The 14,819-nt window shown below is 70.9% G+C and carries 14 protein-coding genes; 7 read left to right on the top strand and 7 right to left on the bottom strand.

Features of this window, described 5'->3' with window-relative positions; translation table 11 throughout:
* Positions 1-50: 50 nt before the first annotated feature.
* The 5 genes from OG542_RS21670 to OG542_RS21650 are packed head-to-tail and all read right to left on the bottom strand — an operon-like array spanning position 51 to position 4,444.
* Positions 51-701, bottom strand: coding sequence for an ABC transporter (locus tag OG542_RS21670; RefSeq protein WP_328413089.1), 651 nt, complete (start codon positions 699-701; stop codon positions 51-53).
* On the bottom strand, positions 689-2,206 hold the full coding sequence (locus OG542_RS21665) for an ABC transporter permease (protein ID WP_328413087.1): 1,518 nt from the start codon (positions 2,204-2,206) through the stop codon (positions 689-691). Before OG542_RS21665 ends, OG542_RS21670 begins: the two co-directional genes overlap by 13 nt.
* Positions 2,203-3,063, bottom strand: a complete 861-nt coding sequence (locus tag OG542_RS21660) for an ABC transporter ATP-binding protein (protein ID WP_328413085.1) — start codon at positions 3,061-3,063, stop codon at positions 2,203-2,205. Before OG542_RS21660 ends, OG542_RS21665 begins: the two co-directional genes overlap by 4 nt.
* Complete coding sequence (locus OG542_RS21655; protein WP_311126459.1) at positions 3,060-3,896, bottom strand: cupin domain-containing protein; 837 nt, start codon at positions 3,894-3,896, stop codon at positions 3,060-3,062. The genes OG542_RS21660 and OG542_RS21655 overlap by 4 nt, the downstream gene beginning before the upstream one ends.
* Positions 3,893-4,444 (bottom strand): RNA polymerase sigma factor, encoded by a 552-nt coding sequence (locus OG542_RS21650; protein WP_311126460.1) that lies wholly within the window; start codon positions 4,442-4,444, stop codon positions 3,893-3,895. Before OG542_RS21650 ends, OG542_RS21655 begins: the two co-directional genes overlap by 4 nt.
* 347 nt (positions 4,445-4,791) lie before the next feature.
* Between OG542_RS21650 and OG542_RS21645 the strand changes: the two genes are divergently transcribed.
* The 7 genes from OG542_RS21645 to pstB all read left to right on the top strand — a co-directional run bounded on the left by OG542_RS21645 (position 4,792) and on the right by pstB (position 13,029).
* Positions 4,792-7,158 carry an RNA degradosome polyphosphate kinase gene (locus tag OG542_RS21645; RefSeq protein ID WP_184599282.1) on the top strand — a complete coding sequence of 789 codons (2,367 nt, stop codon included), beginning with the start codon at positions 4,792-4,794 and terminating at the stop codon, positions 7,156-7,158.
* On the top strand, positions 7,139-8,224 hold the full coding sequence (locus OG542_RS21640; protein ID WP_328413082.1) for a CHAD domain-containing protein: 1,086 nt from the start codon (positions 7,139-7,141) through the stop codon (positions 8,222-8,224). Before OG542_RS21645 ends, OG542_RS21640 begins: the two co-directional genes overlap by 20 nt.
* The gene (locus tag OG542_RS21635) at positions 8,221-8,715 is read left to right on the top strand and encodes an NUDIX hydrolase (protein ID WP_328413080.1); all 495 of its coding nucleotides are present in this window, start codon (positions 8,221-8,223) and stop codon (positions 8,713-8,715) included. Before OG542_RS21640 ends, OG542_RS21635 begins: the two co-directional genes overlap by 4 nt.
* Positions 8,716-8,891: 176 nt before the next feature.
* Positions 8,892-10,016: a phosphate ABC transporter substrate-binding protein PstS gene (gene pstS, locus OG542_RS21630; RefSeq protein WP_328413078.1), complete on the top strand. Its 1,125-nt coding sequence runs from the start codon at positions 8,892-8,894 to the stop codon at positions 10,014-10,016.
* 133 nt (positions 10,017-10,149) lie between these two features.
* Complete coding sequence (gene pstC / locus OG542_RS21625) at positions 10,150-11,151, top strand: phosphate ABC transporter permease subunit PstC (protein ID WP_328413076.1); 1,002 nt, start codon at positions 10,150-10,152, stop codon at positions 11,149-11,151.
* On the top strand, positions 11,148-12,209 hold the full coding sequence (gene pstA / locus OG542_RS21620; RefSeq protein WP_328413074.1) for a phosphate ABC transporter permease PstA: 1,062 nt from the start codon (positions 11,148-11,150) through the stop codon (positions 12,207-12,209). The genes pstC and pstA overlap by 4 nt, the downstream gene beginning before the upstream one ends.
* Positions 12,210-12,252: 43 nt before the next feature.
* Complete coding sequence (gene pstB / locus OG542_RS21615) at positions 12,253-13,029, top strand: phosphate ABC transporter ATP-binding protein PstB (protein WP_311126466.1); 777 nt, start codon at positions 12,253-12,255, stop codon at positions 13,027-13,029.
* Positions 13,030-13,159: 130 nt separating this feature from the next.
* On the opposite strand, the gene OG542_RS21610 is transcribed toward pstB, so the two are convergent.
* Entirely contained in the window at positions 13,160-14,158 is a 999-nt protein-coding gene (locus OG542_RS21610) for an inorganic phosphate transporter (protein WP_193479609.1), read from the bottom strand.
* A 7-nt stretch (positions 14,159-14,165) separates the two neighbouring features.
* A complete protein-coding gene (locus OG542_RS21605; RefSeq protein WP_062927701.1) occupies positions 14,166-14,786 on the bottom strand; it encodes a DUF47 domain-containing protein in 621 nt (206 codons plus the stop codon).
* Positions 14,787-14,819: the final 33 nt, after the last annotated feature.

Genomic DNA, 14,819 nt, shown 5'->3' with positions numbered 1-14,819 from the left:
AACGCCGGGCTGCGCGCCCACCCGCCCTCAGCACCAACACGCCGGACCGATCACCCCCGCCCCAGTGACACCGGCCACGACCACCGCCGCACCGGCTCCACCGCCCCCAGCACCCCCACAAGCACGGCCCCGGCCAACACCACCGCCCACCGATCATGCGCCGCCGCCCACCGCTCGTCCTCCACCGGCACGAGCAGCGCCCACCGCCCGGGCCAGAACAGCAGGACCAGCATCGCCGAGGTCAGCAGGCCGGCCGCGAGCCGCGGTCCGGGCCGCGTGAGGTCGCTGCGGCGCACCGCGACCGCCGCGGCGGACACCGCCAGCGCGAAGGCCGCCGCGGCCTCCAGCGTGATGTCGGCGACCGGCGGCCGAAGGTCCCGTGGCACCAGCAGCAGCGCCGCCGTCCACCAGGCCACCGCGACCGGGACGACGAGCGCCACCCGCAGCGCGATCCGGACCGGACGCGGGGTCGGCACGGTGGCCGTGGTGTGCCGGGCCGGGTCGTCCAGCAGGAACACCAGGCCCATCGCGAAGGCCAGGATCGCCGCCCGGAGCAGAGACAGCGCGAGCCATTCCCCCGCCTCGCCGGTGGCCCGGGTCAGCGAGGCCATCAGCAGCCCCGTCGCACCGGCCGCCCCCACCAGCCCCAACGGCAGGGTCCGGCAGACGGCGCCGACCAACTCCCTCCTCAGTCGAGGCACTTGTCGTCCCCCTCGGATGCGGCCACGCCCAGCAGCTCCGCGGCCCGGGCCGCCGACACCTTCGGCGCGGTCAGCTCGGCCCAGTGGTCCTTGACCCGCGCGGTGACCTCGCCCCGGGGCCGGTCGAGCAGCGCGCGCAGCACCTCCGTCTGGGCGTCGGTCATGTACATCCCGTTCGTCGGCTGGAGCACGAGGGCCGAGCCGGTGTCGCTGTCGTCGAGGCGGACCCGGCGCAGCGCGGCCACCGGGTCGGACTCCCAGCCCAGGGCCAGCCACATCACGGTGACCATGCGGCCGTCGCAGATCGAGGTCGCGGCCTTCTCGTCGCCCGCGACCAGCACTCCGGCGACGGCGGCCGAGAACTCGGGGACGCGGTTGCCGCCCCACTCGGTGCCCACCGTCACCTCGTGCGGGCGCTCCAGCGGCGTCAGCGCACTGTCGGTGGAGATGCCGTAACGGGCCTCGATCCGCTGCCGTACGACGATCTTCTGCTCCCGCGCGCCGCCCCCGGCCAGGGACCGCACCCGGTCCACCACCCCGGCCCAGTCCCCGACCCGCGGACCCCACTCGGGGAACACGCAGTACGTCGACGCGTCCCGCCGGACGCAGGTCTGCACCTGCTCGGGGGTGGCCGAGGCCCGTTCGCGGGCCCGGACCAGTTCGGGCGAATCGCCGCGCGCCTGGGCCACCCCGCCCACCAGCGTCATGGCCAGCGCCCCGGCGACACCCGCCACGACCACGGGTTTGCGGCCACCGGCGACCAGCACCGCCGCCAGGCCCGCGCACAGCGCCAGCCCGGACAGGTACAGGGCGTGCCAGGCGGCGGGCCGGCCTATCAGGTCGGACGGCAGGGTGTTGCTGGTCGCCTCGGCGACCACCGGCAGCAGCCACCGGCTCCAGTCTTCCCTCATGCCCGAGAGGAAGAGGAACACGAACAGGAGGAACACGACCAGCAGCGGCGCGGTGAGAGCCGACCGCACCAGCCCTGCCATGAGCAGCCCGACCAGCCCGAACAGCAGCACGGTCAGCGGCCCCGCGAGCAGTTCGCTCACCGAACCCTGCCCGATCGCGCCGGGCCTGAGCGCCTCCCAGCCGAACTGCGCGGCGACGCACACGCCGGTGGTCAGGGCCGCGGCGACGGCCGACAGCGCATGGGCGACCGTACGCCGCCACGGCTGGAGGACCAGCACCGCGAAGTGATGCTCGGTCCCGTGCCGCCGCGAGCGCAGCGCGGCGTGGTTGACGCACAGCAGCACCGCGAGCCCGACGAGCATCGGCGCGCCCTGGGTGGCGCGGTCGACGTCCTGGAGGGCCGGATAACCGTCCCAGTCCCTTCCGCTGCGCCATACGGTCCAGCCGCCGTACACCAGGAAGGCGATCATCACCGGCAGCCTCGTCAGCAGCAGGCGCGTCTCGACCAGGGCCAGGGCGATCACGGCGGCCCACGATCCACGCGGCTCGCTCCGCTCGCCGGACGCGACCGGCTTCTCCACGACCGTGGTCATGCCGCCACCTCCGCCCCGGCGCCGTCGAGGGTGAGCAGGTAGCCATCCTCCAGGGTGGGTTCGAGGAGATCGGCCCCGGCCGGCGGATCGCCGACGTTGCGGAAGGAGCCGGTGCCCGTGCGCCACCCCGCCTTCGCCCCCGGGTCCCGCTCGGCGCTGCTCCACACGTGCCCCGCGGCCCGCGCGGTCAGCTCGGCCGGTGTGCCCTCGAACCGCACCCGGCCACCGGCCATGACCAGCACACGGTGACAGAGCATCGCCACGTCCTCCGTCTGGTGGGTGGACAGCAGCACCGTCCGACCCTCCCCCGCTCCGGCGATGAATTCCCGGAACCGCATGCGCTGTTCGGGGTCCAGACCCACGGTCGGCTCGTCCAGGACCAGGAATCCTGGATCACCGACCAGGGCAGCCCCCAGGGCGACCCGCTGCCGCATCCCGCCCGACAACTTCCGAATGCGTTTCCCGCGTACGTCGGCCAGCCCCACCTCCTCCAGCACCCGCCGCACCTCCCGATGCCGGCCGGCCCGGTCGGTCATCTCCTTCAGGATCGCCACGTAGTCGACGAACTCGAAGGCCGTGAAGTCCGGATGGAAGCCCGGCGTCTGCGGCAGATAGCCCAGCCGGCGCCGTACCTCCTGCCGGCCCCGCGCGGTGCCCGGGTCATGCCCGAGCACGGTGAAGGCACCCCGGTCGGCGGGCAGGGCCGTGGCGAGCACCCGCAGCAGCGTGGTCTTGCCGGCGCCGTTGGGCCCGAGCAGCCCGGTGACACCGCCGGACAGGCGCAGCGACACGTCGTCGAGGGCGCGGGTACCGCCGTAGCGGAGGCTGAGCCCGGAGGCGGACACGGTGGGGGTCATGCGGCACGTCCCTGGAAGAGGTCGAATCGGTCACGAAGCAGGAAGAGCAGCCCGGCGGCGAGCGCGGCGACCACCGCCGCCACGCCCTGCCCGGCAGCGGTGTACGGCGCGAGCGGCGCATGCGCGCCCGCCCTCAGCACATCGGCCAGCACCAGCACTGCGACCCACGCCCCACCGACCAGGGACGGCGCGAGCACCGGTCCCAGCCGGGGCGTCAGCGCGAGCCCCGTCGCGGTGAGCGCCAGCGCGGGCAACAGCCAGGCCAGCGCACGCAGTCCGTAGTCGGGCAGCGCGAGGGTCGCCAGCCCGTTCAGGCCCAGCACCACGCCCAGCACGGCCACCGTCCGGATCATCAGCAGCCGGAACCCGTGCATCGGCGCGACGACGGCCATCTCGTACGTCGGATCCAGCGCGGGCCCGTACGACAACGCCACACCGGCGAGCGGCAGCAGTGGCGCGAGCGCGAGGAACAGCGTGGGGGACTCCCCGCCCCGTACGAGGTGCCCCGCCGCCACGCTCAGCAGCAGCACGGCGACGACGGCTCCCAGCCAGGACCTGCGCAGCACCGGCGCCGCCGCCAGCAGCCGCGCGGTGTGCCCGGGCACCCCGAGCCGCACGAGCAGCGACTCCAGTACCCCCGTCCGGGGTGCGTCCAGCTCGGCGTCGAGCCGCTCCCACCCCGCGTCGAGGGCGACCGGGTCACTGACCTCGCCCAGCGCCCCCCGGCACCGGGCGCAGGCCCCCAGGTGCGCATCGGCGGACCAGAGAGCCGGCGCCGCCAGCTCTCCCCGCGCATAGGCGCGCAGGTCCTCTTCCGGCACGTGCCAACTCATGCCAACGCCTCCCGCAACTGCTTGCGAGCCCGCATCGCCCGCGTCTTGACCGTCCCCGGCGGAATCCCGAGCAGTACGGCCGCTTCCCGGGTGGTGAGCCCGTCGATGACCGTCGCCTGCAGCACCGCCCGCAACTCCGGCGACAGCCGGACGAGGGCTCCGGCGAGGTCCCCGTGCTCCACCCCCGCGAGCACGCGTTCCTCCGCCGACACCTCCTCCCGGTGCCGCAGCCGTGCCAGGGCCTGGCGCAACCGCCCCCGTGCCCCGTCACCGCGCAGCGTGTCCACCAGCCGCCGCGACCCGATGCGCCACAGCCACCCGGCCGCGTCCGCGCCACCCTCGTCCTCCCGATAGCGGGCCTTGCCCCGCCACACCGCGAGGAAGGTCTCCTGTACGACGTCGTCGACGACCCCCGGATCGGCGCACCGCCCCCGCAGCCGGGCCCGGAGCCACGGCGCGTACCGCCGGTACAGCTCCTCGAAGGCACGCCGGTCGGCGTCCACGGCAATGGCCCGCAGCAGCTCCCCGTCGCTTCTCGTTTCGCTCACGTCTCCTCATCGGACCACCCGGTGCGAACGGTTCACGAAACCACGCACGACATTCCGTCCTGGACGGGCGACAGCCCCTCGGGCACGACGGGAAACGCCACGGCCCGCCCTCCCGGACACTTCAGAGCCACCAGCCCAGCAACCGACATCCCCCAAGCCCCCGCCCCCGTCTCCTCCCCCGGGGAGTGGACGCGCGGCACGTCTCTCGGAGACACTCCGGGCAGGCCGGGCGCCAGGGACCATCCACAGCCTGTGGGCAACCCCGGACCCCCGCGAGCCGCCCCCCGCTATCCCGCACGTCATGTCTCCGTAACCATCGATTCAGACGAGCTTGCGAAGCTCGGGCAATGAATCCCGCCGTGCCAGAGCCTTCGCCACCCCGAGAGGGGCCAGCGGGGAACGGGAACACTCATGTGACGCCCCCGATCCCGCCCGCGCTGTCCGACGCGCCCGTGATGCTCGCGGCGCGGAAGAATGGGTCCATGAGCCAGCCGAACACCCAGGCACAGGTCCAGCACGCGCAGCCCTCCGTGGGCTCCATCGCGGCCCACCGCCCGCACACCATCGCGGCGGCCGTCTCCGACCTCGAACCCGACATCGACGCCGACCTCGACGCCTACGAGGAGTCGCCGTACGACGGGCCCCAGCTGCCACAGGGACGTTTCCTCGACCGGGAGCGCAGCTGGCTGGCGTTCAACGAGCGCGTGCTCGAACTCGCCGAGGACCCGAGCACACCCCTGCTGGAGCGGGCCAACTTCCTCGCGATCTTCGCCAGCAACCTGGACGAGTTCTTCATGGTCCGGGTGGCCGGTCTGAAGCGCCGTATCGCCACCGGCGTGGCCACCCGCTCCGCCTCCGGCCTCCAGCCCCGCGAGGTGCTGGAGATGATCTGGGCCCGCTCCCGCGAGCTCATGGCCCGGCACGCCGCCTGCTACCACGAGGACGTCGCCCCCGCCCTCGCGGAGGAGGGCATCCACCTGGTCCGCTGGAGTGAACTGCAGGAGAAGGAGCAGGCCCGCCTGTTCACCCTGTTCCGGCACCAGATCTTCCCCGTGCTGACCCCGCTGGCGGTCGACCCGGCGCACCCCTTCCCGTACATCTCCGGCCTGTCCCTGAACCTGGCCGTCGTCGTGCGCAACCCGGTCACGGGCCACAAGCACTTCGCCCGTGTGAAGGTGCCGCCGCTGCTGTCGAGGTTCCTGGAGAGCTCCCCGGGCCGCTACGTCCCCATCGAGGACGTCATCGCCGCCCACCTGGAGGAGCTGTTCCCGGGCATGGAGGTCCTGGAGCACCACGCCTTCCGCCTGACCAGGAACGAGGACCTGGAGGTCGAGGAGGACGACGCGGAGAACCTGCTCCAGGCCCTGGAGAAGGAGCTCATGCGGCGCCGCTTCGGGCCGCCGGTGCGCCTGGAGGTCGAGGAGTCCATCGACCGCGAGGTCCTGGACCTGCTGGTGCGCGAGCTGAAGATCAGCGAGGCCGAGGTGTACCCGCTGCCGGGTCCCCTGGACCTCACGGGCCTCTTCCGGATCGCCTCGATCGACCGGCCGGAGCTGAAGTACCGGAAGTTCGTCGCCGGCACCCACCGCGATCTCGCCGAGGTCGAGTCGGCGTCCGCGCCGGACATCTTCGCCGCCCTCCGCGAGCGGGACGTCCTGCTGCACCACCCGTACGACTCGTTCTCCACCTCCGTCCAGGCCTTCCTGGAACAGGCGGCGGGCGACCCGGACGTCCTCGCGATCAAGCAGACCCTGTACCGGACCTCGGGCGACTCCCCCATAGTCGACGCCCTCATCGAGGCCGCCGAGTCCGGCAAGCAGGTCCTGGTCCTGGTCGAGATCAAGGCCCGCTTCGACGAGCACGCCAACATCAAGTGGGCGCGCAAGCTGGAGGAGTCCGGCTGCCACGTGGTCTACGGCCTGGTCGGTCTGAAGACCCACTGCAAGCTGTCGCTGGTGGTCCGCCAGGAGGGCGAGACGCTCCGCCGCTACAGCCACGTCGGCACCGGCAACTACCACCCGAAGACGGCCCGCCTCTACGAGGACCTCGGCCTGCTCACGGCAGACCCCCAGGTCGGCGCGGACCTCTCGGACCTCTTCAACCGCCTCTCCGGCTACTCCCGCCGCGAGACCTACCGCCGTCTCCTGGTCGCCCCCAAGTCGCTGCGCGACGGCCTGGTCGCGCGGATCACCAAGGAGATCCAGCACCACCGCGCGGGACGGCCCGCGCACGTCCGTATCAAGGTCAACTCGATGGTCGACGAGGCCGTCATCGACGCCTGCTACCGCGCGGCCCAGGCGGGCGTGCCGGTGGACGTGTGGGTGCGCGGCATCTGCGCGCTGCGCCCGGGCGTGGCGGGCCTGTCGGAGAACATCCGGGTCCGCTCGATCCTCGGCCGCTTCCTGGAGCACTCCCGGGTGTTCGGCTTCGGCAACGGCGGCGAGCCCGAGGTGTGGATCGGCAGCGCCGACATGATGCACCGCAACCTCGACCGCCGTATAGAGGCCCTGGTCAGGGTCACCGACCCGGCCCACCGGGCAGCCCTGAACCGGCTGCTGGAGACCGGCATGTCCGACGGCACCGCCTCCTGGCACCTCGGCCCGGACGGCGACTGGACCCGGCATGCGACGGACGCGGACGGCCAGCCGCTGCGCAACGTCCAGGAGATGCTCATAGACGCGCGGAGGCGCCGGCGTGGCACAGCGACACCTTGACCCGACGGATCCCCGGTCCAGGCACGCCGGCCCCGTCCCCACCGGGGACGCCCTCGCGGGCTACCTGCGGGCCCAGGCCACGGAGTTCCTCCGGGCGCTGCGCCTGCACCGCGAGACGGGGTCGGGCGCGGGCGGCTCGGAGGGGTCCGCCGACGCGGCGCGCGCCCTGCGCCGCTCGGCCCGCCGCATCAGCGCCAGCCTGCACACGTTCCAGTCCCTCCTGGACACGGACTGGTGCGAGGGCATGCGCCCGGAACTGGCCTGGGTCTCGGGAACCCTGGCCATGGAACACGCGTACACCGCCCGCCTGGAACGTTTGCTGAGCGCGCTGCACCGCCTGTCGGGCTCCACGGCGCTCCCAGGGCAAACGGCAGCCGCGGCGGCACCCGCCAAGGCCAGTGCCCCGGCCCACCCGACCTCCGCACCGGAACGCGGCAACCTCACAGTCGGCGCGGCCAAGGCAGGCGCCCTTCTCGACCGCCAGCTCAACCTCGCCCGGACCCGAGCGCACTCCACGGCCCTGCAGGCCCTGGGAAGCAGCCGCTTCCACGCCATCGCGGACAAGGTCGCGGTGCTGGCCAGCGAGGTCCCCCTCACCAAGACCGCCGGTACCACCGACCTCCGCCCCCTCGCCTCGGCGGCCGAGGGCCGCCTCACGGACGCCGTGGCCGCCCTCCCACTCGTCACCGCGGGAAACCCGTACAACGCCTCGGCCCTCGTCCACGGCCTCTCCCCGGACACCGTCCCGCACCCGCAGGACGCCCCCTGGCACCAGGTCCGCCTGCTCCTGCGCCTGCACCGCTACGCCCGCGAGGCCCAGCGCGGCGAGCCCAACGGCAACGCCGTCGTCGACCTGCGCCTGCTCTCCGCCGGCCAGGCCCTGAACCTCCACCGCGACGCATCGGAGGCGGCGGCAGCGGCGGCCCAGGCGGCCCGGACCCCCCGCATCGCCCCCGCGACGGCGTACGCCCTCGGCGTGCTCCACGCCGACCAGCGCCACGAGGTCGAGGCTGCGCGTTTCGCGTTTCAACAGTGCTGGCAGAAGGAAACCGTCAGCACGTCATGACCGGCCACGGCTCAGGAGGCGGTCAGGTGGGCTCCGACGACGACACCACTGTTCAGGCGGCGGGCTGCGTCCTGTGGCGCCGCTCCCCCGTCACGGGCGAGCTGGAGGTCTGCCTCGTCCACCGGCCGAAATACGACGACTGGTCCTGGCCGAAGGGCAAGCTCAAACGCGGCGAGGAGGCACTCGCCGGTGCCCTGCGCGAGGTGGCGGAGGAGACGGGCTGCCGGGCCGTGCCGGGCGCCGAGCTGCCCACCCAGCACTATCTGGCGAACGGCCGCCCCAAGCAGGTCCGCTACTGGGCTGCCGAGGCGATGACCTGCGAGTTCTCCCCGACGGACGAGGTGGACCGGGTCCTGTGGCTGACACCCGCCGCCGCCCGCGCCCGTCTCACGCAGCCCCACGACCGCCCCCTGGTCGACGCGCTGCTCGCGTTACCCGCCCCGGAAAGCGGAACCCGCACGTGCTCTCTCCGTAAGCGTTCCGTGACCTAACCGCACCTTCGGCAGGGGTTCACCCCTCGTTCATTTATGGCCATAGGCGGCTTCACCTGATCTGCCTAATTTCAGCCTTACCCGACGCGAACCGCGCCTGCCGCGTGTCAGCGTCGCGCGTCATCCGGACACCGCACGCCGCCGAATCAGGACGGCGGCTCCTGGAAGGAACTCAAGTGAAGCTTCAGCGCATGAACCGGCGGGCCCTCGCTCTCGGTGCTCTTGCCGTCTCCGGCGCCCTGGCCCTCACGGCGTGCGGCTCCGACGACACGGGCACCAGCAGCGGCGGCTCGTCCGCGGCCGCCAAGCCGGGCAGCATCAAGTGCGACGACGCCCAGGGCCAGCTGCTGGCCGACGGCTCGTCCGCGCAGAAGAACGCGATCGACGCCTGGGTCAAGCAGTTCACCGCCGCCTGTCAGGGCACGCAGATCAACTACAAGGGCGGCGGCTCCGGCGCCGGTGTCACCGCGTTCACGCAGGGCCAGGTCGCCTTCGCCGGCTCCGACTCCGCGCTGAAGCCCGACGAGGTCACGGCCTCCAAGAAGACCTGCTCCGGCGGCCAGGGCATCGACCTGCCGATGGTCGGCGGCCCGATCGCGGTCGGTGTCAACGTCAACGGCATCGACAGCCTCGTCCTGGACGCCTCCACCCTGGCGAAGATCTTCAACAACGAGATCACCAACTGGAACGACCCGGCGATCGCGAAGCTGAACCCCGAAGCGAAGCTTCCGGACCTCAAGATCCAGGCGTTCCACCGCTCGGACGACTCCGGCACCACCGACAACTTCACCAAGTACCTGATGGCCACCGCCAAGAAGGACTGGCCCTACGACGGCGGCAAGACCTGGCAGGCCAAGGGCGGCCAGTCCGCCTCCGGCTCCTCCGGTGTCGCCCAGCAGGTGAAGCAGACCAACGGCGCCATCGGCTACTTCGAGCTGTCGTACGCCAAGGACGGCCTGACGACCGTCGACCTCGACACGGGCGCCGCCCAGCCGGTCAAGGCCACCGTCGAGAACGCCACCAAGGCCATCTCCGAGGCCAAGGTCGTCGGCACGGGCAAGGACCTCGCGCTGGAGCTGAACTACGGCACCAAGGCCGAGAGCGCCTACCCGATGGTCCTCGTCACCTACGAGATCGTCTGCGACAAGGGCAACAAGGCCGAGACGCTGCCCGCCACCAAGGCGTTCCTGCGCTACATCGCCTCCGAAGAGGGCCAGAAGATCCTCGCCGAGGCCGACTACGCGCCGATCCCCGCCGACATCATCTCCCAGGTCCGCACCACCATCGAGGGCCTGAGCTGACCCGAGTGCGGCCCGGCTCCCTCCCCGGGACCGGGCCGCACCGTCCGGTGCACCGCCGCCAGTGGCCGTACCCCGTGTACGGCTCCGCAGAGCCGCCGCACAGCGCGCCCGGCTCCGCAGACCGGAGAACCTGATGGACACATCCACACAGATAACAGACGCACCTCCCCCCGCTCCGCAACCGGCCACCGACAAGCGCGCGGCGCGCGGGGCCACCCGGCCCGGAGACCGGATCTTCCTCGGTCTCTCCCGCGGCTCGGGCATCCTGCTGCTGGTGATCATGGCCGCGATCGCGGTCTTCCTGACCTACCGCGCCTCCCTCGCGATCAGCAAGGACCAGGGCAACTTCCTCACCACGTTCGAGTGGGACACCAACCTCGTCCCGCCGAACTTCGGCATCGCCGTCCTGGCCTTCGGCACGGTGGTCTCCTCGATCATCGCCATGGTCATCGCGGTCCCGATCGCCGTCGCCATCGCGCTGTTCCTCACGCACTACGCCCCGCGCCGGCTGCGGGGCCCGATCGCCTACGTGATCGACCTGCTCGCCGCCGTGCCGTCCATCGTCTACGGCCTCTGGGGCGCGCTGGTCCTCGTGCCGAACATGACCGGCCTCTTCAGCTGGCTGAACGACTACCTCGGCTGGACCGGCGTCTTCTCCTGGGAGGGCGGCGCCCCCCGCTCCATGCTGACCGTCGGCATCCTGCTCGCGATCATGATCCTGCCGATCATCACCAACGTGAGCCGCGAGGTCTTCCGCCAGGTCCCGCAGATGCACGAGGAGGCGGCCCTGGCGCTCGGCGCCACCCGTTGGGAAGTGATCCGCATGGCGGTCATCCCCTTCGGCCGCTCCGGTGTCATCTCCGCCTCGATGCTCGGCCTCGGCCGCGCCCTCGGCGAGACCATGGCCGTCGCCACCGTGCTCTCTCCGACCTTCCTGATCGAGACCAGCCTGCTCGACCCGGGCGGCGGCACGTTCGCGCAGAACATCGCCAGCAAGTTCGGTGAGGCCACCGAGTTCGGCCGGGACGCGCTGATCGCCTCCGGTCTGGTCCTGTTCGTCATCACCCTGCTGGTCAACGGCGCGGCCCGCGCGATCATCGCCCGCCGCAAGGAGTACTCGGGGGCCAACGCATGAGCACCGCAACCGTCACCCCCAAGGGCCCCAGCACCCTGCGCGGCGCCCGCCTGCCGAAGTGGGCCCCGTACGGCATCGCCGTCGGCTCCGTCGCCGTCGCGATCGGCGTCGGCGTCGCCGGCGGCCTGCACAGCCGGGTCCAGTGGGGCCTGATCGCCGCGCTCCTCTACCTCGTCGGCACGTACGGCATCGCCACAGCCGTCGAGGGCAAGCGCCAGGCCAAGGACCGCATCGCGACCTCCTTCGTCTGGGTCGCCTTCCTGCTCGCCGTCATACCGCTGGCCTCGCTGGTCTGGTCGACCGTCGTGCGCGGTGTGAAGGTCCTCGACATCTACTTCCTGACGCACTCCATGGGCGTCGTCGCCGACACCGAGCCCGGCGGCGGTATCTACCACGCCATCCTCGGCACCCTGGAGCAGGTCGGTCTCGCCACGGTGATCGCCGCGCCGATCGGCGTGCTCACCGCGATCTACCTCGTGGAGTACGGCCGCGGGAACCTCTCCAAGGCCATCACGTTCTTCGTCGACGTCATGACCGGCATCCCGTCGATCGTCGCGGGTCTGTTCATCCTCAGCCTCATGCTGATGTTCGACATGGAGCCCTTCGGCTTCGCCGGCTCGCTGGCCCTGGCAATCCTGATGATGCCGGTCGTCGTGCGCTCCACGGAGGAGATGCTCAAGCTCGTCCCGAACGAGTTGCGCGAGGCCTCCCTGGCACTCGGCATCCCGAAGTGGCGCACCATCCTGAAGGTGGTCCTGCCGACCTCCATCGGCGGCATCACCACCGGCATCATGCTGTCGATCGCCCGCATCACCGGCGAGACCGCCCCGGTCCTGCTGCTGGTGTGGGGCAACGCGTTCATCAACGCCAACCCCTTCGAGGGTGCGCAGGCCTCGCTGCCGCTGTACATCTACCAGCAGTACGCGAACAGCGCGGGCTCCGGTGCGGCCTACGACCGTGCCTGGGCGGCGTCGCTCACCCTCATCGCCTTCGTGATGCTCCTGAACCTGGTGGCCCGCGGGATCGCCCGCTGGAAGGCCCCGAAGACCGGTCGCTGACGCGGCCATACAGCGACTGTCTGAGTCTGGAAGTGACGTACTAATGGCCAAGCGAATCGACGTAAGCGGACTCACCGCCTACTACGGCTCCCACAAGGCGATCGAGGACATCTCGATGACCGTCGAGCCGCGCTCGGTGACGGCGTTCATCGGCCCGTCCGGCTGCGGCAAGTCGACGTTCCTGCGCACGCTGAACCGCATGCACGAGGTGACGTCCGGCGGCCGCGTCGAGGGCAAGGTGCTGCTCGACGACGAGGACCTCTACGGGTCGGGCATCGACCCGGTGTCCGTGCGCCGCGAGGTCGGCATGGTGTTCCAGCGGCCGAACCCGTTCCCCACCATGTCGATCTTCGACAACGTCGCGGCGGGCCTGCGGCTGAACGGCAGCTACAAGAAGAGCGAGCTCGCCGACATCGTCGAGCGCTCGCTCAAGGGCGCGAACCTCTGGAACGAGGTCAAGGACCGCCTGAACAAGCCCGGCTCGGGCCTCTCCGGCGGCCAGCAGCAGCGCCTGTGCATCGCGCGGGCGATCGCGGTCGAGCCGAACGTCCTCCTCATGGACGAGCCCTGCTCGGCACTCGACCCGATCTCCACCCTCGCCATCGAGGACCTGATCGGCGAGCTGAAGGAGCGCTACACGATCGTCATCGTGACGCACAACATGCAGCAGGCGGCGCGCGTCTCCGACCGCACGGCGTTCTTCAACCTCGCGGCGGTCGGCCAGCCCGGCAAGCTCATCGAGATCGACGAAACGGAGCGCATCTTCTCCAACCCGTCGATCCAGGCCACCGAGGACTACATCTCCGGCCGCTTCGGCTGATCCGGCCCTGCCGAGACTCCTCGCGGTGCTGCATGGCGGTGCCACCGCGAGGCCGAAAAAGGGCCCGCCCCTGCTCCCAGGGGCGGGCCTTTTTCGCGTGCTGTATGGGTTCGGCGCTCCAGGCGGCCGTCTAGAGGAAGGCCAGACTCACGATCCCGTACGACGCCGCGGCGACCAGCGCGGCCGCCGGCATCGTGATGAACCAGCCCAGAATGATGTTCTTGGCGACGCCCCACCGCACGGCGTTCACGCGCTTCGTCGCGCCCACGCCCATGATCGCGGACGTGATCACATGCGTCGTGGAGATCGGCGCCTTGAACAGGAACGCCGTGGTGAACATGATCGACGCGCCGGTGGTCTCCGCCGCGAACCCCTGCGGCGGGTCCAGCTCGATGATCTTCCGCCCCAGCGTCCGCATGATCCGCCAGCCACCGGCGTACGTGCCCAGCGACAGCATCACCGCGCAGGCGATCTTCACCCACACCGGAATCGGATCGCCGTAGTCCTCGACATCCGCGATGACGAGCGCCATCACCACGATGCCCATCGTCTTCTGCGCGTCCTGCAGACCGTGCCCCAGCGCCATACCCGCGGCCGAGACGGTCTGGGCTATGCGGAAACCCCTCTTGGCCTTGTGCGGGTTGGCCTTGCGGAAGATCCACATGATCGCGGTCATCACCAGATAGCCGGCCAGCAGACCGACCACGGGAGAGATGAACATCGGGATGACGACCTTCTCCAGCACCCCGCTCCAGTAGACCGTCGTCCCGCCGGCCAGCGCCGCACCCACCATGCCGCCGAACAGCGCGTGCGAGGAGGAAGAAGGCAGTCCGAAGTACCAGGTGATGAGGTTCCAGACGATCGCACCCACCAGCGCGGCGAAGAGGATCCCCATCCCCTTCGACCCGACGGGCGTCTGAATCAGCCCCTCACTGACGGTCTTGGCGACCCCGGAGCCCATGAACGCGCCGGCGAGGTTCATCACCGCGGCCATGGCCAGCGCGGCCCGCGGCGTCAGCGCCCGCGTCGACACGGACGTGGCGATCGCGTTCGCCGAATCGTGGAAGCCGTTGGTGTACGTGAAGAAGAGCGCGACCGCGATGGTCACGACCAGAGCGAAGGTGTCCATGTAGGGCTCAGGACTCCTTGACGGCGATGGTCTCCACCGTGTTAGCCACGTGCTCGAACGCGTCCGCCGCCTCTTCCAGCACGTCCACGATCTGCTTGAGCTTGAGCACGTCCATGGCGTCGTACTTGCCGTTGAAGAGGTGCGCGAGCAGCTTGCGGTGGATCTGGTCGGCCTGGTTCTCCAGCCGGTTGACCTCGATCCAGTACTCGGTGAGGTTCTCCATCGTCCGCAGATGCGGCATGGCTTCGGCCGTCAGTTCGGCAGCGCGCGCCAGTACCTCGATCTGCTGGTCGACGCCCTTGGGCAGTTCCTCGACGTTGTAGAGGACGACCAGGTCGACGGCCTCCTCCATGAAGTCCATGATGTCGTCGAGGGACGAGGCGAGGGAGTAGATGTCCTCGCGGTCGAACGGCGTGATGAACGAGGAGTTCAGCTGGTGGAAGATCGCGTGCGTGGCATCGTCACCTGCGTGTTCCGCTGCCCGCATACGCTCTGCGATCTCGGCCCGGGCGGATGCGTCCGCCCCGAGCAGTTCCATCAGGAGCTTCGAGCCCGTGACGATGTTGTCCGCGGAAGCGGCGAACATGTCGTAGAAGCTCGTCTCCCTGGGGGTCAGACGAAAGCGCACGTGGGGTCCTCGGGGTGCTTCGGTTTCGGTCAG

The organism is Streptomyces violaceus (assembly GCF_036014075.1).
Taxonomy (GTDB): domain Bacteria; phylum Actinomycetota; class Actinomycetes; order Streptomycetales; family Streptomycetaceae; genus Streptomyces; species Streptomyces violaceus.
This window is presented reverse-complemented; position numbering and strand designations above follow the sequence as displayed.